Genomic DNA, 15721 nt, shown 5'->3' on the forward strand with positions numbered 1-15721 from the left:
GAGCCCCAGCGTAGTGCCGAGCCACGCTCGGCAGGGGCCTCGCCGATAGAGCCTCAATGTAGTGCCGAGCCATGCTCGGCAGGGGTTTCACCGGTAGAGCCTCAACGTAATGCCGAGCCACGCTCGGCAGGGGCCTCACCGATAGAGCCTCAGCCGAGCATGGCTCGGCTCTACAGGGAGTGGTCCCGGCAATGCCGCTGGGACTGGGTCTTCAGCCTCGCGGCTTGCGCCGCTCCCACAACTAATGCGCAAAAAAAAGCGCGGATCACTTGATCCGCGCTTGAGACGGCGAGGGAGAGGGACCCGCCGGCTCTTTACTCAGTAACGCAGGTTCTGCTGCCAGTAGGTTTCGATCTGGCGGACCAGCGGGTCCGGCAGCGGCACGTAGTCGAGCTGGCGGGCTTGGGCGTCGCCGTTGGCGTAGATCCAGCGGAAGTACTCAACCGCGGCCTTGGCGCCTTCGGCACTCTTCGGCTGCTTGCGCATCAGGATGAAGTTGGTGGCAGTGATCGGCCATGCCTGCTCGCCCGGAGCGTTGGTCATCACCAGGTAGAAGTCACGTGCGTTGGCCCAGTCTGCGCTGGCAGCAGCGGCCGAGAAGGTCTCGTCACGCGGCTGCACGAAGTTGCCGGCGGCATTCTTCATGCGCGAGAAGGTCAGGCGGTTCTGCAGGGCGTAGGAGAACTCGACGTAACCGATCGAGCCGCGGATCTGCTTGACGTAAGCGGCCACGCCTTCGTTGCCCTTGCCGCCGATACCGACCGGCCACTGGACGCTGGTGCCTTCACCGACGGTGGTCTTCCAGTCAGCGTTGACCTTGGACAGGAAGTTGACGAAGTTGAAGGTGGTGCCCGAACCGTCGGAACGGTGGACGACGGTGATCTTGGTGTCCGGCAGGGTCAGGCCGGCATTGAGCGCGGCGATGGCCGGGTCATTCCACTTGGTGATCTTGCCCAGGAAGATGTTGGCCAGCGTCGGACCATCCAGCTTCATCGCACCGGCGTCCACGCCCGGCACGTTGAGCACCGGCACCACGCCGCCGATCACCGACGGGAACTGCACCAGGCCAGCCGACGCCAGTTCTTCCGGCTTCAGCGGCGCATCGGACGAGCCGAAGTCAACGGTATTGGCCTTGATCTGGGCAATGCCGCCGCCCGAGCCGATCGACTGGTAGTTGACGCGGTTGCGGGTGGCGGCGCTGTAATCGGCCGACCACTTGGACATGACCGGGTAGATGAAGGACGCGCCGGCGCCGGTGACATCGGCTGCATTGGCGGCGAACACGGACGACGCTGCGAGGATGGCTACAGCGGCGCGCGATTTGATGGCGTGGATCACGAATGGCTCCTGGGAGTTGATGTGCGGTGGTTTCCGCCCCGGCGCCTATTCCATAACCATTTGATGACAGCGCAGCGTCTGTCATATGACGCACATATGACAGTGGCGCTTGTGATCAGAACGCTGCTTCAACCTCGCTGGGAAGGGGGTAACTGCGGCCCTCTGGTAGCAGCTTGAAGCTGCGCACGGGCTGCTCTTCGCGGGCTTCCACGCAGTCACCTTTGGCATCTTCGTGGTTCACGGTTGAACTGCCGCGTTCACGGATTGTCAGCGTTGCCCAGCCTTGCGCGGGGGAGGGGCCAACCTCCAGCGTGCGCTTTGTTTCATGGAATTCACCGGCACAGCGGGTATCCCATTCACCGCCGCTGCTGGACACCACGATCTGCCCGGTAATTGCTTCCAGGTTGCTGCCGTTGAGTACCAGCAGCTGCAGCCGGGTTTCGCTGAAAGGGTTGGGTTGCGAGGAGTTGCTGCGTGAGCTGCGTACGCCGAACGCACGTACGCCCGGCGAGAGGTTGTAACGCGCGGTATCCAGGCCGACGCTGTCGACCTGGATGGCATCGCTGCTCATCACCTCGGGCAGGCGGAGCCCCGCGCGTGGGCGCAGGCTGGTGCTGTCGACCACCAATACATCCAGGTCGCCCGACTGGGAGTCACCATTGGGTCCCTCCGGGCCCAGAAACGGCACCGCGATCAAGGTCAACGAAGTATCCGCTGGCCATACTCGGCAAGCGCCGCGCTCGGCGTCGATGGACCAGCCGGAGCGGTCGGGCAGGGCGGCCGTGTTGCGCTGTTGGTACGCCTGGGTGATACGCGCGGCAGCGTCATCACCGCAGTCCTGGGCGAAACTGGTGACGGGCAGGAATAGCAGTAGTGCCAGCAGGCAGGTGCGCATGGGATCCATCCGGTTGGAGCGCCCCCGGATGCGTTGTGGGAGCTGCGTAAGCTGCGAAGCTTACACAGCTTCAGCAAGCGTAGCGGCGCCTGCCGTTGTAGGAGCGGCGTGAGCCGCGAAGCCGATACACCCTCAGATTGTGGCAACCGCTTGCGCGCAAACGTTACCAGCTTCGCGGCTCACGCCGCTCCCACAAAGAAAACCTGTTGAAACGACGAACGCCCCTTGCGGGGCGTTCGTGTTATTGCATGCAGCCAATGCTTACCAGAAGAACTGCAGGCGCGCTTCCAGGATGTCCGGCTTGTCGCTGACGAAGCTGCGGGCGCTCGACGAATACTTCTTGCTGTCGACCATCACGTAGTTCAGCGAGGCCTTGAAGTTGGAGCGCCAGTACCAGTTGGCACCCACGGTCCAGATGTCCATCTTGCCGCCGAGCACGCCGTCAACCAGCGGTGCGCCGCCAACCACGGCCGGCGCGCGCAGGCCGCCGTCGTCCAGGTTGATGCTGTCGAAGCGTGCGCCCAGCTGCCACATGCCGCGGCCCGGCGCATCCGGCAGGCCGAGGCTCGGGGTGCCGCCCTTGTAGCCCCAGGTCTCGCCGGTCACGTTCCACACGCCGCTGATGTAGTAACCGTCGGTGCTGTAGTTGTCGTGGTCGTAACGCTTGGCCTTCGAGCTGTAGTACTCGCCCTGGGCCTTGAACGGGCCATGCACGTACATGGCTTCGGCGCCGATGGTGCTCAGGCGGTCGGTGTCCTTCAGGTCGCCGCTGTCGACCAGGCGCACGGTGGCCAGGTCGGCGTTCGGGCGGGCGCGCAGGCGCAGCAGGTCGGCGTCGGTGTCGTAGTTTACGTAGCTCAGGCCCAGGTGCAGGATGTTGCCCTTCTCGTTGATCGGGGCGAAGGTGCCGCGCACGCCGTAGCCGCTGCCGTGGGCCAGGTCACGGGTCAGCTCGCGGCCGAAGGCCGAAGCGGTGACCGACCAGTTGGCATCGCCAACGCCGTAGCCAACGCCGAGGCGGCGGGCAACTGCATAGGTGTTGGTGACGGTGGCCTTGGATATGAAGTCGTTGTTCTTGGTGCTGGACAGTTCTTCCAGGCTGTTCGGCTGCTTGTACTGGCCGGCCTGCAGGAAGTGGTTGCTGTTGCCGCCCAGCTTGTACTTGACGTTGGTGTCGAGGAACTTGTCAGCCTTGGCGTCATAGCCGACCACCCATTCGATATTGCCCGGGCCCTTGCCCTTCAGCACCAGCTCGGCGCGGCGCAGTTCGAACTCGCTGTCCTTGCCGTTCTTGGCAACGCCATTGAGGTCGGCCTTGTCATTGCTGAACCAGTTGCCGTCGGCCTGGACCAGGCCTTCGAAGGTGATTTCGGAACCGCCAATAACGTCGATGGCGACTTCAGCGTGTGCAGCCGGCGCGAACAGTGCAGCAGCCACGGCCGCGGTAAGGAGTTGGCGATGCAGTTTCATTGGGTGGGTAGCCTTGCAGGCGGTTGGAGGTTGCTGCGAAGGCTAGGGCGTAAAGATTGCGTAAATGTGACAGTTCAACGACGAGCTTTGGCCTTGTGGCACAAGGGCCTGCGTATTGGGCCTTGGGGCTGTTACGGGAAAGTGTCGTGCAGATGGCAGCCGCCGACGCTCATGCTGCGTCGGCGGTCTTGTCATTGAAATGGCAGAGATCCCGGATCACGCACTGCGGACAATCGGGTTTGCGCGCCTTGCAGACATAGCGCCCGTGCAGGATCAGCCAGTGGTGCGCATCCTGCAGGAATTCATCCGGAATCACCTTCACCAGCCCATCCTCGACCACCCGCACATCCTTGCCAGGTGCCAGTCCGGTGCGGTTGGAGACGCGGAAGATATGCGTGTCCACCGCCATCGTCGGCTGGCCGAAGGCGGTATTGAGCACCACGTTGGCGGTTTTGCGGCCGACCCCGGGCAGGGCTTCCAGCGCGGCGCGTTCGGCCGGCACTTCGCCACCGTATTTCTCGACCAGGATGGCGCAGGCGGCAATCACGTTCTTTGCCTTGGCGTTGAACAGGCCGATGGTGGCGATGTAAGGCTTCAGTCCTTCCTCGCCCAAGGCAAGAATGGCCTGGGCGGTATTGGCCACCGGGAACAATTTGCGGGTGGCTTTGTTCACGCCGACATCGGTGGCCTGCGCCGACAAGGTCACTGCTACCAGCAACTCGAACGGCGAGCTGTATTCCAGCTCTGTGGTCGGGTGTGGGTTGAGCTCGCGCAGGCGGGTGAACATCTCCAACACTTCGGCCGCACTCATGCGTTTGCTGCCGCGAGCCAACGTGCTTTTCCGCGCTGCGGCTTTTTTTGCCGGAGCGCTCTTTACCGCGATCTTCTTCGCGGCGATTTTTCTGTCGGCCGTCTTCTTCACTGTAGCTTTCTTCACTGCCACTGCCTTCATTTGCCCGGCTTTTCTGCGGCGCGCGCCTTGGCACGCGCCAGGATTGCCGCCGCCGCAGAGGGCAGGGCAGGCTTGCTGTCAGCTGCCGGCGGCGGCGCACGGCGTGCCTGGCGCTCGGCATCGCGACGTTCAAGTCGCGCGGCGCGGGCGCGATGGCGCTCACGTGCAGCCCAGGCCGTGCGCAGCTGCTGCTGGGCCTGTTGAAGTAGTTGTGGCAGTTGCGGCTGCGCAGGATCCAGCAGTTCATCGCCGGGCTGCGGCAGGTACTCCATCAGCCCGGCGCGCAGCGCCGCATCCAGATCATCGTCCAGCACGAATTGCAGCAGTTGGCGGGGTGTAGCGCTTGCGTTGGACATGGACAACTCAGCGATTCTTGAATTCCGGCTTGCGGCGTTCCAGGAATGCAGTAGTGCCTTCGCGCATGTCGTCGGTGGAGAACACCAGGCCGAACTGTGCGCTTTCGTATTCCAGCCCTTCTTCGATGGCGCACTCACCACCGACGTTGATCGCGTCGAGGATGCCGCGCAGCGCCAGCGGTGCCGCATTGGCCAATTGCTCGGCCAGCTTGGTGGTCTCCGCTTCCAGCTCGGCGGCCGGCACCACGCGGTTGACCAGGCCCAACTGCTGGGCGCGCTCGGCGCTGATCGGTGCGCCCAGCAGGCAAAGTTCAAGCGCGGCCGCGCGGCCGGCCAGGCGCAGCAGGCGCTGGGTGCCGCCAAAACCCGGTACCAGGCCCAGGTTGATCTCCGGCTGGCCGATCTTGGCGCTGTCGGCGGCGATGCGCAGGTGGCAGGCCATCGCCAGTTCCATGCCGCCACCCAGTGCGAAACCGTTCACCATTGCGATGACCGGCTTGTTCAGGCGCTCGATGCGGCGCATCAGGCGCTGTCCGACCAGCGAAAAATCGCGGCCCTGAACCGGGGTCAAGGTATTCATTTCGGCGATGTCCGCGCCGGCAACGAAGGCTTTGCTACCCGCGCCCGTCAGGACCACCACCCTTACATCCTCGGCCAATGCTGCTTCGGCGAAGGCGGCGTCCAGGGTTTCCAAGGTCAGCCGATTGAGGGCATTGAGCTTTTCCGGGCGCTGCACGGTGATGGTGCGGACACCTGCATGGGTGCTGATCGAAACCGGTGAATCGGACATGGGGTGAAAGCCTCAAAACGTTAAGAAAAAGTAATGAAAGGAACTCTTTCAATCGGCGATGGTCATAGCTGAGCGTCGTCAGTGGCGGACAGCCTTTGTGACGGCTATCCTAACCCGTCGCCTCAGGCGGCATGCTTGCCCTGAGACACCATTCCTGGAGAACTGTTTGATGAAGTTGCGTTCTATTGCGGTCGCCGTGGCCGCCCTGGCCGTCACCGGCACCGCTTTCGCCCAGGACATCGCGTCCGAAAAGGGCAAGCTGAGCTATTACTTCGGCTATGACTACGGTAACAACCTGGCTGAGCTCACCGGTCGTGGCGAGCAGCTGGACATCGCTTCGGTGGTGAAGGGCCTGCAGGATGCCTACGCCAAGAAGCAGCCGGCAATCACCGCCGACCAGCTGAAGCCGGCCGTTGAAGCCTTCCAGCGCCGCGAGCAGGGCCGTGCCCAGGCCGCCAAGGCCGAGTACGACAAGGCTGCTGCTGAAAACAAGACCCGCAGTGACCAGTTCATTGCCGCCAACAAGGCCAAGGCCGGCGTGCAGACCCTGGCCAGCGGCGTGCAGTACCGCGTGATCGAAGCCGGTGCCGGCGCCAAGCCGACCCAGGCCAGCACCGTTGCATTGGAAGTTGCCGGTCCGTTCCCGTACGGCCAGCGTCCGACCGAAGCTCGCCCGGCACAGTCGATTCCGTCGATCAAGCTAAGCGAAGTGGAAATGGCTGCCATGCGCGAAACCCTGCTGCAGATGCCGGCCGGCGCCAAGTGGGAAGTGACCCTGCCGCCGGAGAAGGCCTACGGTGCCGACCCGCGCACCCCGTTCCCGCCGAACGTGGCTGTGCAGTTCGAGATCAAGCTGGTCAGCGTCAAGTAAGCGCAAACCAGTGACGCAACAAGAGGCGCCGGTGGCAACACCGGCGCTTTCTTTTTGTCTGCAAGCACATGTAGTGCAGAGCCATGCTCGGCAAGGGCTTTCCCGGCGACACCAGCAGTTGCGCTTCATCAACGATCAGCCCAGTGCAGGCGCGTAGCTGGCCAAGGGCGCAGTGGCCGACCATCGCAAGCTGGGTTGTTGCAGGTCAGGTAACCATCAGTGCCGTGGAAAAAGAAGAGTCGGCGCCATCAAGGCGCCGGCTCTTTGTTCACCATCCAGTGCTGTTTCTGGACGAGCTGGTGGTTTCGCTTGTAGAGCCTCTGCCGAGCATGGCTCGGCACTACAGGCAATCTCTGCTCCACTGGATTTACGGCGACGTCACCTTGGCCGCGCAGGTGCGGATGCCAGCCTGTTCGACGGTGCTGATCAGGTTGACGGCCTTCAGCGAGGCAGCGGTGTCGTTCATGCAACGCAGGTAGAGCGCACGGTTGCCGTTGGCGGTGGTGCGGCACAGGCGGTCCTGGGCCTGCACATTGGCACCGGCGATCAAGCCCGGGTTCTTGAACAGTTTCACGCCCGTATCGCAGCTGCCGATGCGCGCCGTGCCAGCGTTCAAGTCCCAGCCCTGGTCGACGAATACCGCCAAGGTCAGGTCGACCATGCGGCCCGCGTCAGTGTTGGGGCTGTTGGCCGGTTCCATCAACGCGTCGGGTACCAGCACACTCTCGAAGTGCGAGAAGGTCGAACCGCTGGCAACGATGGCCGGTGCATACAGCAGCGGACGCCCACTGGCATCGGCACCGGCATAGCGGCCGGCTACCTGGCCCAGGCTTGCGGTCAACGCCGTGCCTGCCTGTGCCGCTGCCTTGATCTGATTGGCATCGGTGAGGTTGACGCTAAGCGTTGGGATGGTGGCGTTGACGCTGGCGTCTTCGGCCATGCCCGGTGCGGTGCCCGGATCTCCGGAGCTGGCTACGTTGCCGATGATCGCTGCGACTGCGCCTGCTGCCTGTGCATTGGCTGCCTTGATCTCGAATGCGCAGCCGCCGCGATTGACGTAGGCGACCTTGCCGCTGAGGCTGCCGGCGGGAATCGCTTCGCAGCCGTCGGCGGTGTCGGCACCGGTGCCATCGTTGGCGACGACAACCGCGCCGGCGAAGTTGGCCGGAGTGGCTGGGGGGCCAAAGGATGCGGTGCCGTAGAACTGGGTGACCAGGCCGCTGCCGTTGACCGACAGCACCACTGCAGGATCAAGCCACAGCGGTGTCTGCGCCTTGGTGGTTGCGCCGTTCCATGCCGGAGCGCCGCGGGTCTTGACCGACGTTGCGCGCAGCGCGTTGGTCATCGTGGGTTCGGTGAAGCGCTTGCCGGACAGGTTGTCGAACGCGTTCTCGGTATAGACGTCCGAATACCCGTAGTACTGCGGAATGCCGGCGCGCTCGCCCAGCCGGCCGGTGGTATAGCCGACGAAGCCGGAGAAGCCCAGGCCGTGGCCGATCTCATGCATCACCACGTCGAGGAAGCTGATCAGGTTGGCGGGCGCTTTGCCGTCCAGTCCGTAGTACCAGCCCGAGCCGGTCATGCATGGCGTACCGTCCGGGTTGCTGCCGCCAAGATTGGCGTTGAAGCGGCTGGTGATATCGGTGCCGGAACTGCTGATGGTGATGCGGCTGCCGTTGAGGGCATTGGCGAGCGGGGCGTGGTACATCATGCCCAGTTCGGTGGCGGTGGGCGGAGTGGTTGCGATCCAGGAGGCGCCGGCCGAGCCGAGGGTGCCGCCGGTCGCGGTACAGGTCAGGTCCTGGAAGCTGGCGCCGACGAAGGTCTCCACGTCACTCTGCAGCACCGCGCCCCATAGATCGGCGGCGAATTGATAGACGATGCGGCGTTGCTCACCGACCGTCTTGCCGGGGTTGCCGCCTTCAGGCGCGCGTACGGTGGTGTCGTTCAGGCCCTTGCCTGCGGGATCCTGGTTGATCGGAGTGATGATGGCGGCGTTGGCCGATGCGCCGAGCACGGCGCTGCCGATGACGGCGGAAAGCAGCAGCGTCTTCATTCGGACACCTCCTGTCGACCATGCGAAAGCGGCGCGCCGTTCTCCAGAATCTGTACTTCACCGTTGGCATCGCGTTCGACGCTCAATGAGCTCAACGCGGACAGCGGCAGGTCGGCGGTGCTCATGCCGTTGCTCTGCAGGCGGATGGTCTTGGCTGCATCGGTGCCGGTCTGCGGAATGCGTGCCCAGGCGGCGTTGGTGCCGGCGGCGCTGCGGCTTGCCGAAGGCATTGCGTTTGCCTTTTCGGAAAGAGCGCGGATCTCGGTATCGGTGAGTTTGCGCAGCTTGCCGGTCTTGGCATCGATGCCGGCGACCATGCCGCTTTCGGTAGGGGTACTTGGGTTGCCGTCCGTTGGCGGCTCATTGGCCTGTACTGAAAGGCTGGCGGACAGTGCCAGCGCCGATAACAACAAGGAAGGTTTTGCCATTCTCATTTCCGAGCTCCGCTTACAGAGTGAAAAGCGATAAGGCTCCATCCATGCGCGCGCGAGGCAGGCGTCCAACAGCCACGCTGATCGAACGCGCGTCACGCGCATTGGATGGTTCGTGTTCCCCCTGTCGGCAATTGGAGTGTGCCCGGAGATGAACCATTCCTCAACCATAGTTTGATGGAGGTCACATAATTAATGGGCCTAAGCATTGCCTGGGCATGCTGGATTGGCTTGGGTGTTTGTCCTTGGGTTTGTCATCCGGGCTGGGCAAATTCATTGCTGACGAAGGCCGATAACTGGTCCGCAGGTGCGCCTCGCGTTACGCTAGCGTGATGTCGGAATTGATGGATGCACCTGCTCGTGTCATCTCCAGCCCCTGTATTGGCATCTGCGCGCTTGATGAACAGGGCTACTGCCGTGGTTGCTGGCGCAATGGTGCCGAGATCGGTGCGTGGATGCGCATGAGCGAGGACGAGCGGCGGCGGGTAATGACGCAGGAACTGCCAGGGCGCGCACGCCAGGCGCAGGCGTTTGCCGAGCAACTGCAGGGTCGTGATCGGCTGCAGCAGGCCTTGATGCCACTGACCCAGACGCCAACCGGGCCGGGCTGGAACCGCTCGGAGCTGGAGGATCTGTTGCCCCCGGGGCCACCGGTGGAAGCGGCGGTACTTGCTGGACTGGTGCCGCGCGCGCAGGGCACGCAGGTGATCTTGACCCGTCGTACCGAAGCGCTGCGCAACCATGGCGGTCAAGTCGGGTTTCCTGGTGGCCGCATCGAAACCCTGGACCGCAATCCGCTGGCAGCTGCGCTGCGCGAGAGCGACGAGGAAATCGCCTTGCCGCGCAGCCAGGTATTGGCCTTGGGCTATCTGGACCCCTTCATCACCATCACCGGCTTCCGGGTGACGCCGGTGGTCGCGGTCGTGGACCCGGCGTTCATCGCACGTCCCGAACCCGGTGAAGTGGCCGAGGTGTTCGAGGTGCCACTGGATTACCTGATGGACCCGGCCAACCTGCGCCAGGTGGATATCGAGCATGGCGGGCGCGTCCGTCATGTCATGGAGTACAGCTGGCCCGGGCAGCGCATCTGGGGCGCGACCGCAGCCATCCTCTACAACCTTCGTCGTCGTTTGGAGCAGGTGGCATGAGCCAGGTTGGCGTTTCGTGGACCACGCTGGTGGATGTAGCGGAGCTGGCCAATGCCCTGGCACAGCCCGAATTGCGCGTGGTCGATGCCCGCGCCACCGCCAGCACTGCGGTGCGGGTGATGGATGCGCGCTATTCATTGGTGGACAAGCAGGCCGGTGCCGCTGGCTACGCCGCCGCACATATTCCCGGTGCGCTTCATGCGGATCTGGAGAAAGATCTGTCGGACATGGGCAAGCAGGGGCATGGTCGACACCCGTTGCCGGAAAGCGAGGTCTTTGCAGTGCGTCTGGGACAGTGGGGCATTGCGCCGGATACCCAGGTGGTGGTCTACGATGCGGCCGATGGCAGCATGGCGGCGGCGCGCCTGTGGTGGCTGCTGCGCCTGATCGGCCACCGCAAGGTCGCCGTGCTCGATGGCGGTCTGGCCGCTTGGCAGGCGGCAGGGTACGCGGTTGATGCGGCTCCGGTTGTGGTGCCTGCATTGCCGGCCTATCCCGGTCAGTTCGACATGACCCAGGTAGTCGGTGCCGATGAGGTGCAGTCGCGCTTGTCGCAGACGCCGGCATGGTTGCTGGACGCGCGTGCAGGTGAACGTTACCGCGGCGAAGTCGAGCCCCTGGATCGGGTAGCTGGGCATGTGCCTGGTGCGCTCAACCGGCCGTTCGGCACGAATCTGCGCGATGGCCGTTTCCGTCCTGCGCAGGAGCTGCGTGCTGAATTGGAGCCGCTGTTGTCCGGGCAGGCACCGGCGCAGGTGGCGGTGATGTGTGGTTCGGGCGTCACCGCCTGTCATCTCGCCCTGGCGTTTGCGCATGCGGGTATGCCAGGTCTGCGTGTGTTCAGTGATTCCTGGAGTGGTTGGTCCAGTGATGCAAACAGGCCGGTTGCTACGGTTTGAGTGATCAGTACACCGCGAGTGGGCGCGGTGCCGATGGGTATGAATGCTTCGGGGGAAGCGTGCGTTCATTGAAATGGCTAGGCGTAGCGCTGGTGGCGGCAGTTCTTGGTGCATGCAATGCGCCAGGCAACGGCTTGTCCGGTGATGCAGTGCGTGAGTATCTGCGCGAGGTTGAACAGTGGCGGACGCAGCGCCTGGCCCAACTGCGCGCGCCTGAGGGTTGGCTCAGCTATACCGGCTCGGGCCGACTCAAGACCGGTGCCTACCGGGTGGGCAGTGCCGCGGCCAATGACGTGGTTCTGCCCAGTGGCCCTGCGGAGCTTGGTTTCCTGCAGGTCGACCGTGACGGCGAAGCCATGTTCACCGCAGGTAGCCGCGCCGGTGCCCGGATCAACGGCGAGCCGCTGGAGCGGGCGGTTTTGGTCCCAGGGGTTGCCCATGTCAACGAAGCCAGCCGCGTTCAAGTGGGTGACTCGGAGTTCTATCTGGTGCGCACCGGCAGCATTCTGGGCTGGCGCTACCGCGACCCGCAATCGCCGCGACGCCTTGCATTCACGGCTATCGAGCACTTTCCGGTCGATCCGAAATGGAACGTCAGCGCGCAATGGCGGCCGTTCCCCGCGCCCAAGCAGGCAGTCTTGTTGACCTCGATCGGCACCCCGTTGCCGGCCGTCGTGCCGGGCGAGGCGGTGTTTGAGGTCAATGGGCGCAGCTATCACCTGCAGCCGGTGCTGGATGAGGCTGCGCCAGCATCACGACGCTTGTTCTTCCTGCTGTCGGACCGCACCAGCGGCCGCGAAACCTATGGTGGTGCGCGTTACCTGTACGCGGCCATGCCCACCGACGGCGTGGTTCAGCTGGATTTCAATCGCGCCGAGAACCCGCCCTGCGCGTTCACCCCACACGTGGTGTGCCCGATCGCGCCGGCCATCAATCGCCTGGATCTTGCAGTGACGGCAGGCGAGAAGTTCCAGTACCTGCCGCAGTAGGCGGCTGCCGGGAGTTGCTTAGTTCGGCAGCTGCTGCAGATCAATCGCGCGCAGCACCAGTTCCCACGGGAACATCGGGCCCGGATCGAGTTTGCGCTGCACGTTGAGGCTGGGGTTGTCGCTGGCCGGTTCCAGGGCTGTGTCCAACTGCTCATGGCCGGCGATGAAACGCAGCGACGGTATTGCCTGCGGCAGCCATTCCAGCAACCTCACCAAGGCGGCGATCTGTGCTTCGGGATAGGGCTCGCTCATGGCCTGGTTGTTGGAGTCGAACCAGTTGGGCCAGCGCCCGCGGTTGACCAGCTCGATGCCGATCGAGCGCGGATTGATGCCGCGCACGTGGTGGGCGACGCGGTCCAGCGCAATGTATTGCTGGATGCTGCCATCGCGGTCGATGTAGTAATGGCCGCTGTTGCCGCTGCCATTGTCGTAGAGCGCACGCTCACCGTACTCGCGCGCCGTGGCCAGGTCCGGCAGCTCGGTGCAATGGATCACCACCAGGTCGATATCGGCGGGCTTGCGCTGCGCCAACTGGTGCTCGTAGGGCAGCGGCTTGGCAATGATGGGGGGCGGCAGGTGCATGCGTGGATGCTAGCATCCACGCATGAATTCCCCCACGACTTGCCGCCAGTCATGAGCCGCGGCCACTGCATTCTGTCGCACGGCTTCGAGAGCGGCCCGGACGCCACCAAGGTCACCGCGCTGGCTGAGGTTGCCGAACGCCTGGGCTGGAGTCATGAGCGCCCGGACTACACCGATCTGGATGCCAGAAGCGAGATCAGCCGGGTTGGCGACGTACCGGCGCGGCTGCAGCGGCTGATCGAGCGGGCAGCCGAAAAGGCCGCACATGGCCCGCTGGTGCTGGCCGGGTCCAGTCTGGGCGCCTATATCTCGGCCATCACCTCGCTGCAGGTGCCGGTTGCCGGGCTGTTCCTGATGGTGCCGCCGACCACAATGGGGCCGATGCCGGCGCTGGATGCCGCGGCGGTGCCGATCAGCGTGGTCCACGCCTGGAACGACGAGCTGATCCCGGCTGCCGATGTCATCGCCTGGGCCGCCGAGCGCAAAGCGCGGCTGCTGCTGGTCAACGACGGCCACCGCCTGATGCGCAATGTGGATGCGTCCTGCCAGGCCTTTGAGGCCTTGCTGCGCGGTTTGTGAACGCGGCTGTCGGCTGAATCCGACGGTGCGGCGGGCAACTGCCTACAATAGACCCCCTGGATGCCCCGGGGCCGGCTGCCGTGCCCGCCCGTCTGGCTGGCCTGATTCCCTTTCTGAAAGTTGATATCTCCCGTGAATTTCTTTGTTTCCTGCGCCAAGGGCCTCGAATACCTGCTCGCCGACGAACTGCTGGCGATGGGCCTGCCGCGGGCGACCGCCACCATTTCCGGCGTCAATGCCGAGGGCGAACTGCGCGATGCGCAGCGTGTGGTGCTGTGGTCGCGCCTGGCCAGCCGCGTGCTGTGGCCGCTGCAGGAGTTCGAATGCCCGGACGAGAATTCGCTGTATCAGGGCGTGGCGGCGATGCCGTGGGACCAGCACATCACCCCCGAGCTGACCTTGTCGGTGGACGCACACGTGTCCGGTACCGCCATCACCCATGCGCGCTTTGCCGCGCAGCGGGTCAAGGACGGCGTGGTCGACAGCCTGCGTGACCAGGGCATGGAGCGGCCGTCGGTGAATGTGGAATTTCCGGACGTGCGCATCAACCTGTCGCTGCGCAAGGGCAGGGCGACGATCTCGATCGACCTCGGCGGTGGCCCGATGCACCGCCGCGGCTGGCGCATGGCGCAGAACGACGCGCCGCTGAAGGAAAACCTGGCCGCCGCCGTGCTGCTGCGCGCCAACTGGCCGAAGATCCACGCCGAAGGCGGCGGTCTGCTCGACCCGATGTGCGGCAGCGGCACCTTGCTGATCGAAGGCGCCTTGATGGCCGCCGACGTCGCACCTGGCCTGCAGCGCCACGGCAGCATCCCACCGAGCCGCTGGCGCGGTTTCGACCAGGTGCAGTGGAAGGAACTGATGGCCGAAGCGCGCGAGCGTGAGCAGGCCGGTCGCGCTGCGCTCAAGCAGGTCATCCACGGCAGCGATATCGATCCGCAGGCCATCCGTGCGGCCAAGGAAAATGCCGAAGTGGCCGGCGTCAGCGAAGCTATCTGGTTCGGCGTGCGTGACGTGGCCGATGTGCAGGTGCCGCCGCAGGAAACCGGCTGCGTGGTCTGCAACCCGCCCTACGACGAGCGTCTGGCAGCCGACACCGTGCTGTATCGCCGTATCGGCGATGCGCTCAAGCGCGCGGTGCCGACCTGGCGCGCAAGCCTGCTGTGCGGCAGCGCCGACCTGGCCTTTGCCACCGGGCTGCGCGCGGCCAAGAAGTACCAAATGTTCAATGGCGCCATCGAGTGCGCGCTGATTGTCTGCGATCCGATCGCTGTGCCGGAGCGTGAGAACGCAGGCCAGCCGCGCGAGCTCAGCGAAGGCGCGCAGATGGTGGCCAACCGCCTGCGCAAGAACCTCAAGAAGTTCAAGAACTGGCTGAACCGCGAAGGCATTACCTGCTTCCGCGCCTACGACGCCGATCTGCCGGAATACGCGGCGGCCATCGACGTCTACCGCGAGGACGGTGGCAAGAACCGCACCTTCCTGCATGTGCAGGAATACGCCGCACCTGCCACCATTCCGGATGTGGACGTGCGCCGTCGCCGCAACGAGCTGCTCGCTGCGGCCCGTGAGGTGTTCCAGGCGCCGGCCGAGCAGGTCGCGCTGAAGTCACGCGAGCGCGGAAAGGGCGGCAGCAAGTACGGGCGCTTCGAGCAGCGCGGCGAGTTCATCCTGGTGCGCGAGAACAACGCGCTGCTGCGCGTGAATCTGTTCGATTACCTGGACACGGGCCTGTTCCTCGACCACCGCCCGCTGCGCACGCATATGGCGCAGGAAGCCCGTGGCAAGCGCTTCCTCAACCTGTTCTGCTACACCGGCGTGGCCAGCGTGGAAGCCGCGGTTGCCGGCGCCAGCTCGACCACCAGCGTGGACTTGTCCGGTACCTACCTGCAGTGGTGTGCCGACAACCTCGCGCTCAACGGCAAGGGCGGCAGCCAGCACACGCTGGTGCAGGCCGATGCGGTGACCTGGCTGGAAGCGGAGAAGAACCGCTACGACGTGATCTTCTGCGACCCGCCGACCTTCTCCAACTCCGCGCGCGCTGAAGACTTCGACATCCAGCGCGAGCACGTGCGCCTGCTGCGTGCGGCAATGGATCGTTTGACCTCCGACGGCGTGCTGTACTTCTCCAACAACTTCCGTCGTTTCAAGCTGGACGAGAACGCGGTTGCCGAGTTCGCGATCTGCCGCGAGATTTCCGCACAGACCATCGGCCCGGATTTCGAGCGCAACGCCCGCATCCACCGCGCCTGGGAACTGCGCCGACTGTAATGCCGGCGCGCTTCAACTGTAGTGGGGGGGGGGGGGGGGGGGGGGGGGGGGCCGGGCGGGCCCCGCCGCCCCGGACGCAGGACGGCCGCGGAAA

General features: G+C 64.6%; 15 protein-coding genes. 6 read left to right on the top strand and 9 right to left on the bottom strand.

Annotation, left to right across the window (positions count from 1 at the left end):
- Positions 1 to 318 precede the first annotated feature (318 nt).
- The 6 genes from pstS to AC13FW_RS15445 all read right to left on the bottom strand — a co-directional run bounded on the left by pstS (position 319) and on the right by AC13FW_RS15445 (position 5801).
- A complete protein-coding gene (gene pstS, locus AC13FW_RS15420; protein ID WP_282270941.1) occupies positions 319 to 1338 on the bottom strand; it encodes a phosphate ABC transporter substrate-binding protein PstS in 1020 nt (339 codons plus the stop codon).
- Between the two features lie 115 nt (positions 1339 to 1453).
- The gene (locus AC13FW_RS15425) at positions 1454 to 2233 is read right to left on the bottom strand and encodes a PA3715 family protein (protein WP_482989664.1); all 780 of its coding nucleotides are present in this window, start codon (positions 2231 to 2233) and stop codon (positions 1454 to 1456) included.
- Positions 2234 to 2494: 261 nt separating this feature from the next.
- Complete coding sequence (locus AC13FW_RS15430; RefSeq protein WP_482989665.1) at positions 2495 to 3703, bottom strand: OprO/OprP family phosphate-selective porin; 1209 nt, start codon at positions 3701 to 3703, stop codon at positions 2495 to 2497.
- Between the two features lie 169 nt (positions 3704 to 3872).
- Positions 3873 to 4514, bottom strand: coding sequence for an endonuclease III (nth, locus tag AC13FW_RS15435; RefSeq protein ID WP_482987401.1), 642 nt, complete (start codon positions 4512 to 4514; stop codon positions 3873 to 3875).
- Positions 4515 to 4651: 137 nt separating this feature from the next.
- Positions 4652 to 5011 (bottom strand): hypothetical protein, encoded by a 360-nt coding sequence (locus AC13FW_RS15440; RefSeq protein WP_296252385.1) that lies wholly within the window; start codon positions 5009 to 5011, stop codon positions 4652 to 4654.
- 7 nt (positions 5012 to 5018) lie between these two features.
- Positions 5019 to 5801: an enoyl-CoA hydratase/isomerase family protein gene (locus tag AC13FW_RS15445; RefSeq protein WP_482989666.1), complete on the bottom strand. Its 783-nt coding sequence runs from the start codon at positions 5799 to 5801 to the stop codon at positions 5019 to 5021.
- A gap of 169 nt (positions 5802 to 5970) precedes the next feature.
- On the opposite strand from AC13FW_RS15445, the gene AC13FW_RS15450 reads away from it, so the two are divergent.
- Positions 5971 to 6672, top strand: coding sequence for an FKBP-type peptidyl-prolyl cis-trans isomerase N-terminal domain-containing protein (locus AC13FW_RS15450; protein WP_282270953.1), 702 nt, complete (start codon positions 5971 to 5973; stop codon positions 6670 to 6672).
- Positions 6673 to 7039: 367 nt separating this feature from the next.
- Here AC13FW_RS15450 and AC13FW_RS15455 read toward each other — a convergent pair whose 3' ends face one another.
- Both AC13FW_RS15455 and AC13FW_RS15460 read right to left on the bottom strand, forming a co-directional pair.
- Positions 7040 to 8728, bottom strand: a complete 1689-nt coding sequence (locus AC13FW_RS15455) for a PA domain-containing protein (RefSeq protein WP_482989667.1) — start codon at positions 8726 to 8728, stop codon at positions 7040 to 7042.
- Entirely contained in the window at positions 8725 to 9156 is a 432-nt protein-coding gene (locus AC13FW_RS15460) for a post-PEP-CTERM-1 domain-containing protein (protein WP_482989668.1), read from the bottom strand. The genes AC13FW_RS15455 and AC13FW_RS15460 overlap by 4 nt, the downstream gene beginning before the upstream one ends.
- Positions 9157 to 9503: 347 nt before the next feature.
- Between AC13FW_RS15460 and AC13FW_RS15465 the strand changes: the two genes are divergently transcribed.
- From AC13FW_RS15465 to AC13FW_RS15475, 3 genes are read left to right on the top strand one after another with little or no spacing between them, the layout of a single operon-like run.
- Positions 9504 to 10307 carry a CoA pyrophosphatase gene (locus AC13FW_RS15465; protein ID WP_482989713.1) on the top strand — a complete coding sequence of 268 codons (804 nt, stop codon included), beginning with the start codon at positions 9504 to 9506 and terminating at the stop codon, positions 10305 to 10307.
- Positions 10304 to 11206, top strand: coding sequence for a sulfurtransferase (locus tag AC13FW_RS15470; protein ID WP_482989669.1), 903 nt, complete (start codon positions 10304 to 10306; stop codon positions 11204 to 11206). The genes AC13FW_RS15465 and AC13FW_RS15470 overlap by 4 nt, the downstream gene beginning before the upstream one ends.
- Before the next feature lie 59 nt (positions 11207 to 11265).
- The gene (locus tag AC13FW_RS15475) at positions 11266 to 12195 is read left to right on the top strand and encodes a DUF1684 domain-containing protein (protein ID WP_482989670.1); all 930 of its coding nucleotides are present in this window, start codon (positions 11266 to 11268) and stop codon (positions 12193 to 12195) included.
- Between the two features lie 18 nt (positions 12196 to 12213).
- Here the strand turns inward: AC13FW_RS15475 and AC13FW_RS15480 are convergent, their stop codons facing one another.
- Positions 12214 to 12777: an N-acetylmuramoyl-L-alanine amidase gene (locus tag AC13FW_RS15480; protein ID WP_482989671.1), complete on the bottom strand. Its 564-nt coding sequence runs from the start codon at positions 12775 to 12777 to the stop codon at positions 12214 to 12216.
- A 51-nt stretch (positions 12778 to 12828) separates the two neighbouring features.
- Here AC13FW_RS15480 and AC13FW_RS15485 point away from each other — a divergent pair, with 51 nt between their 5' ends.
- Both AC13FW_RS15485 and rlmKL read left to right on the top strand, forming a co-directional pair.
- Complete coding sequence (locus AC13FW_RS15485) at positions 12829 to 13356, top strand: hypothetical protein (RefSeq protein WP_482989672.1); 528 nt, start codon at positions 12829 to 12831, stop codon at positions 13354 to 13356.
- Between the two features lie 132 nt (positions 13357 to 13488).
- On the top strand, positions 13489 to 15627 hold the full coding sequence (rlmKL, locus tag AC13FW_RS15490) for a bifunctional 23S rRNA (guanine(2069)-N(7))-methyltransferase RlmK/23S rRNA (guanine(2445)-N(2))-methyltransferase RlmL (protein WP_482989673.1): 2139 nt from the start codon (positions 13489 to 13491) through the stop codon (positions 15625 to 15627).
- Positions 15628 to 15721 lie beyond the last annotated feature (94 nt).

This window comes from Stenotrophomonas sp. 21LCFQ19 (assembly GCF_056861425.1).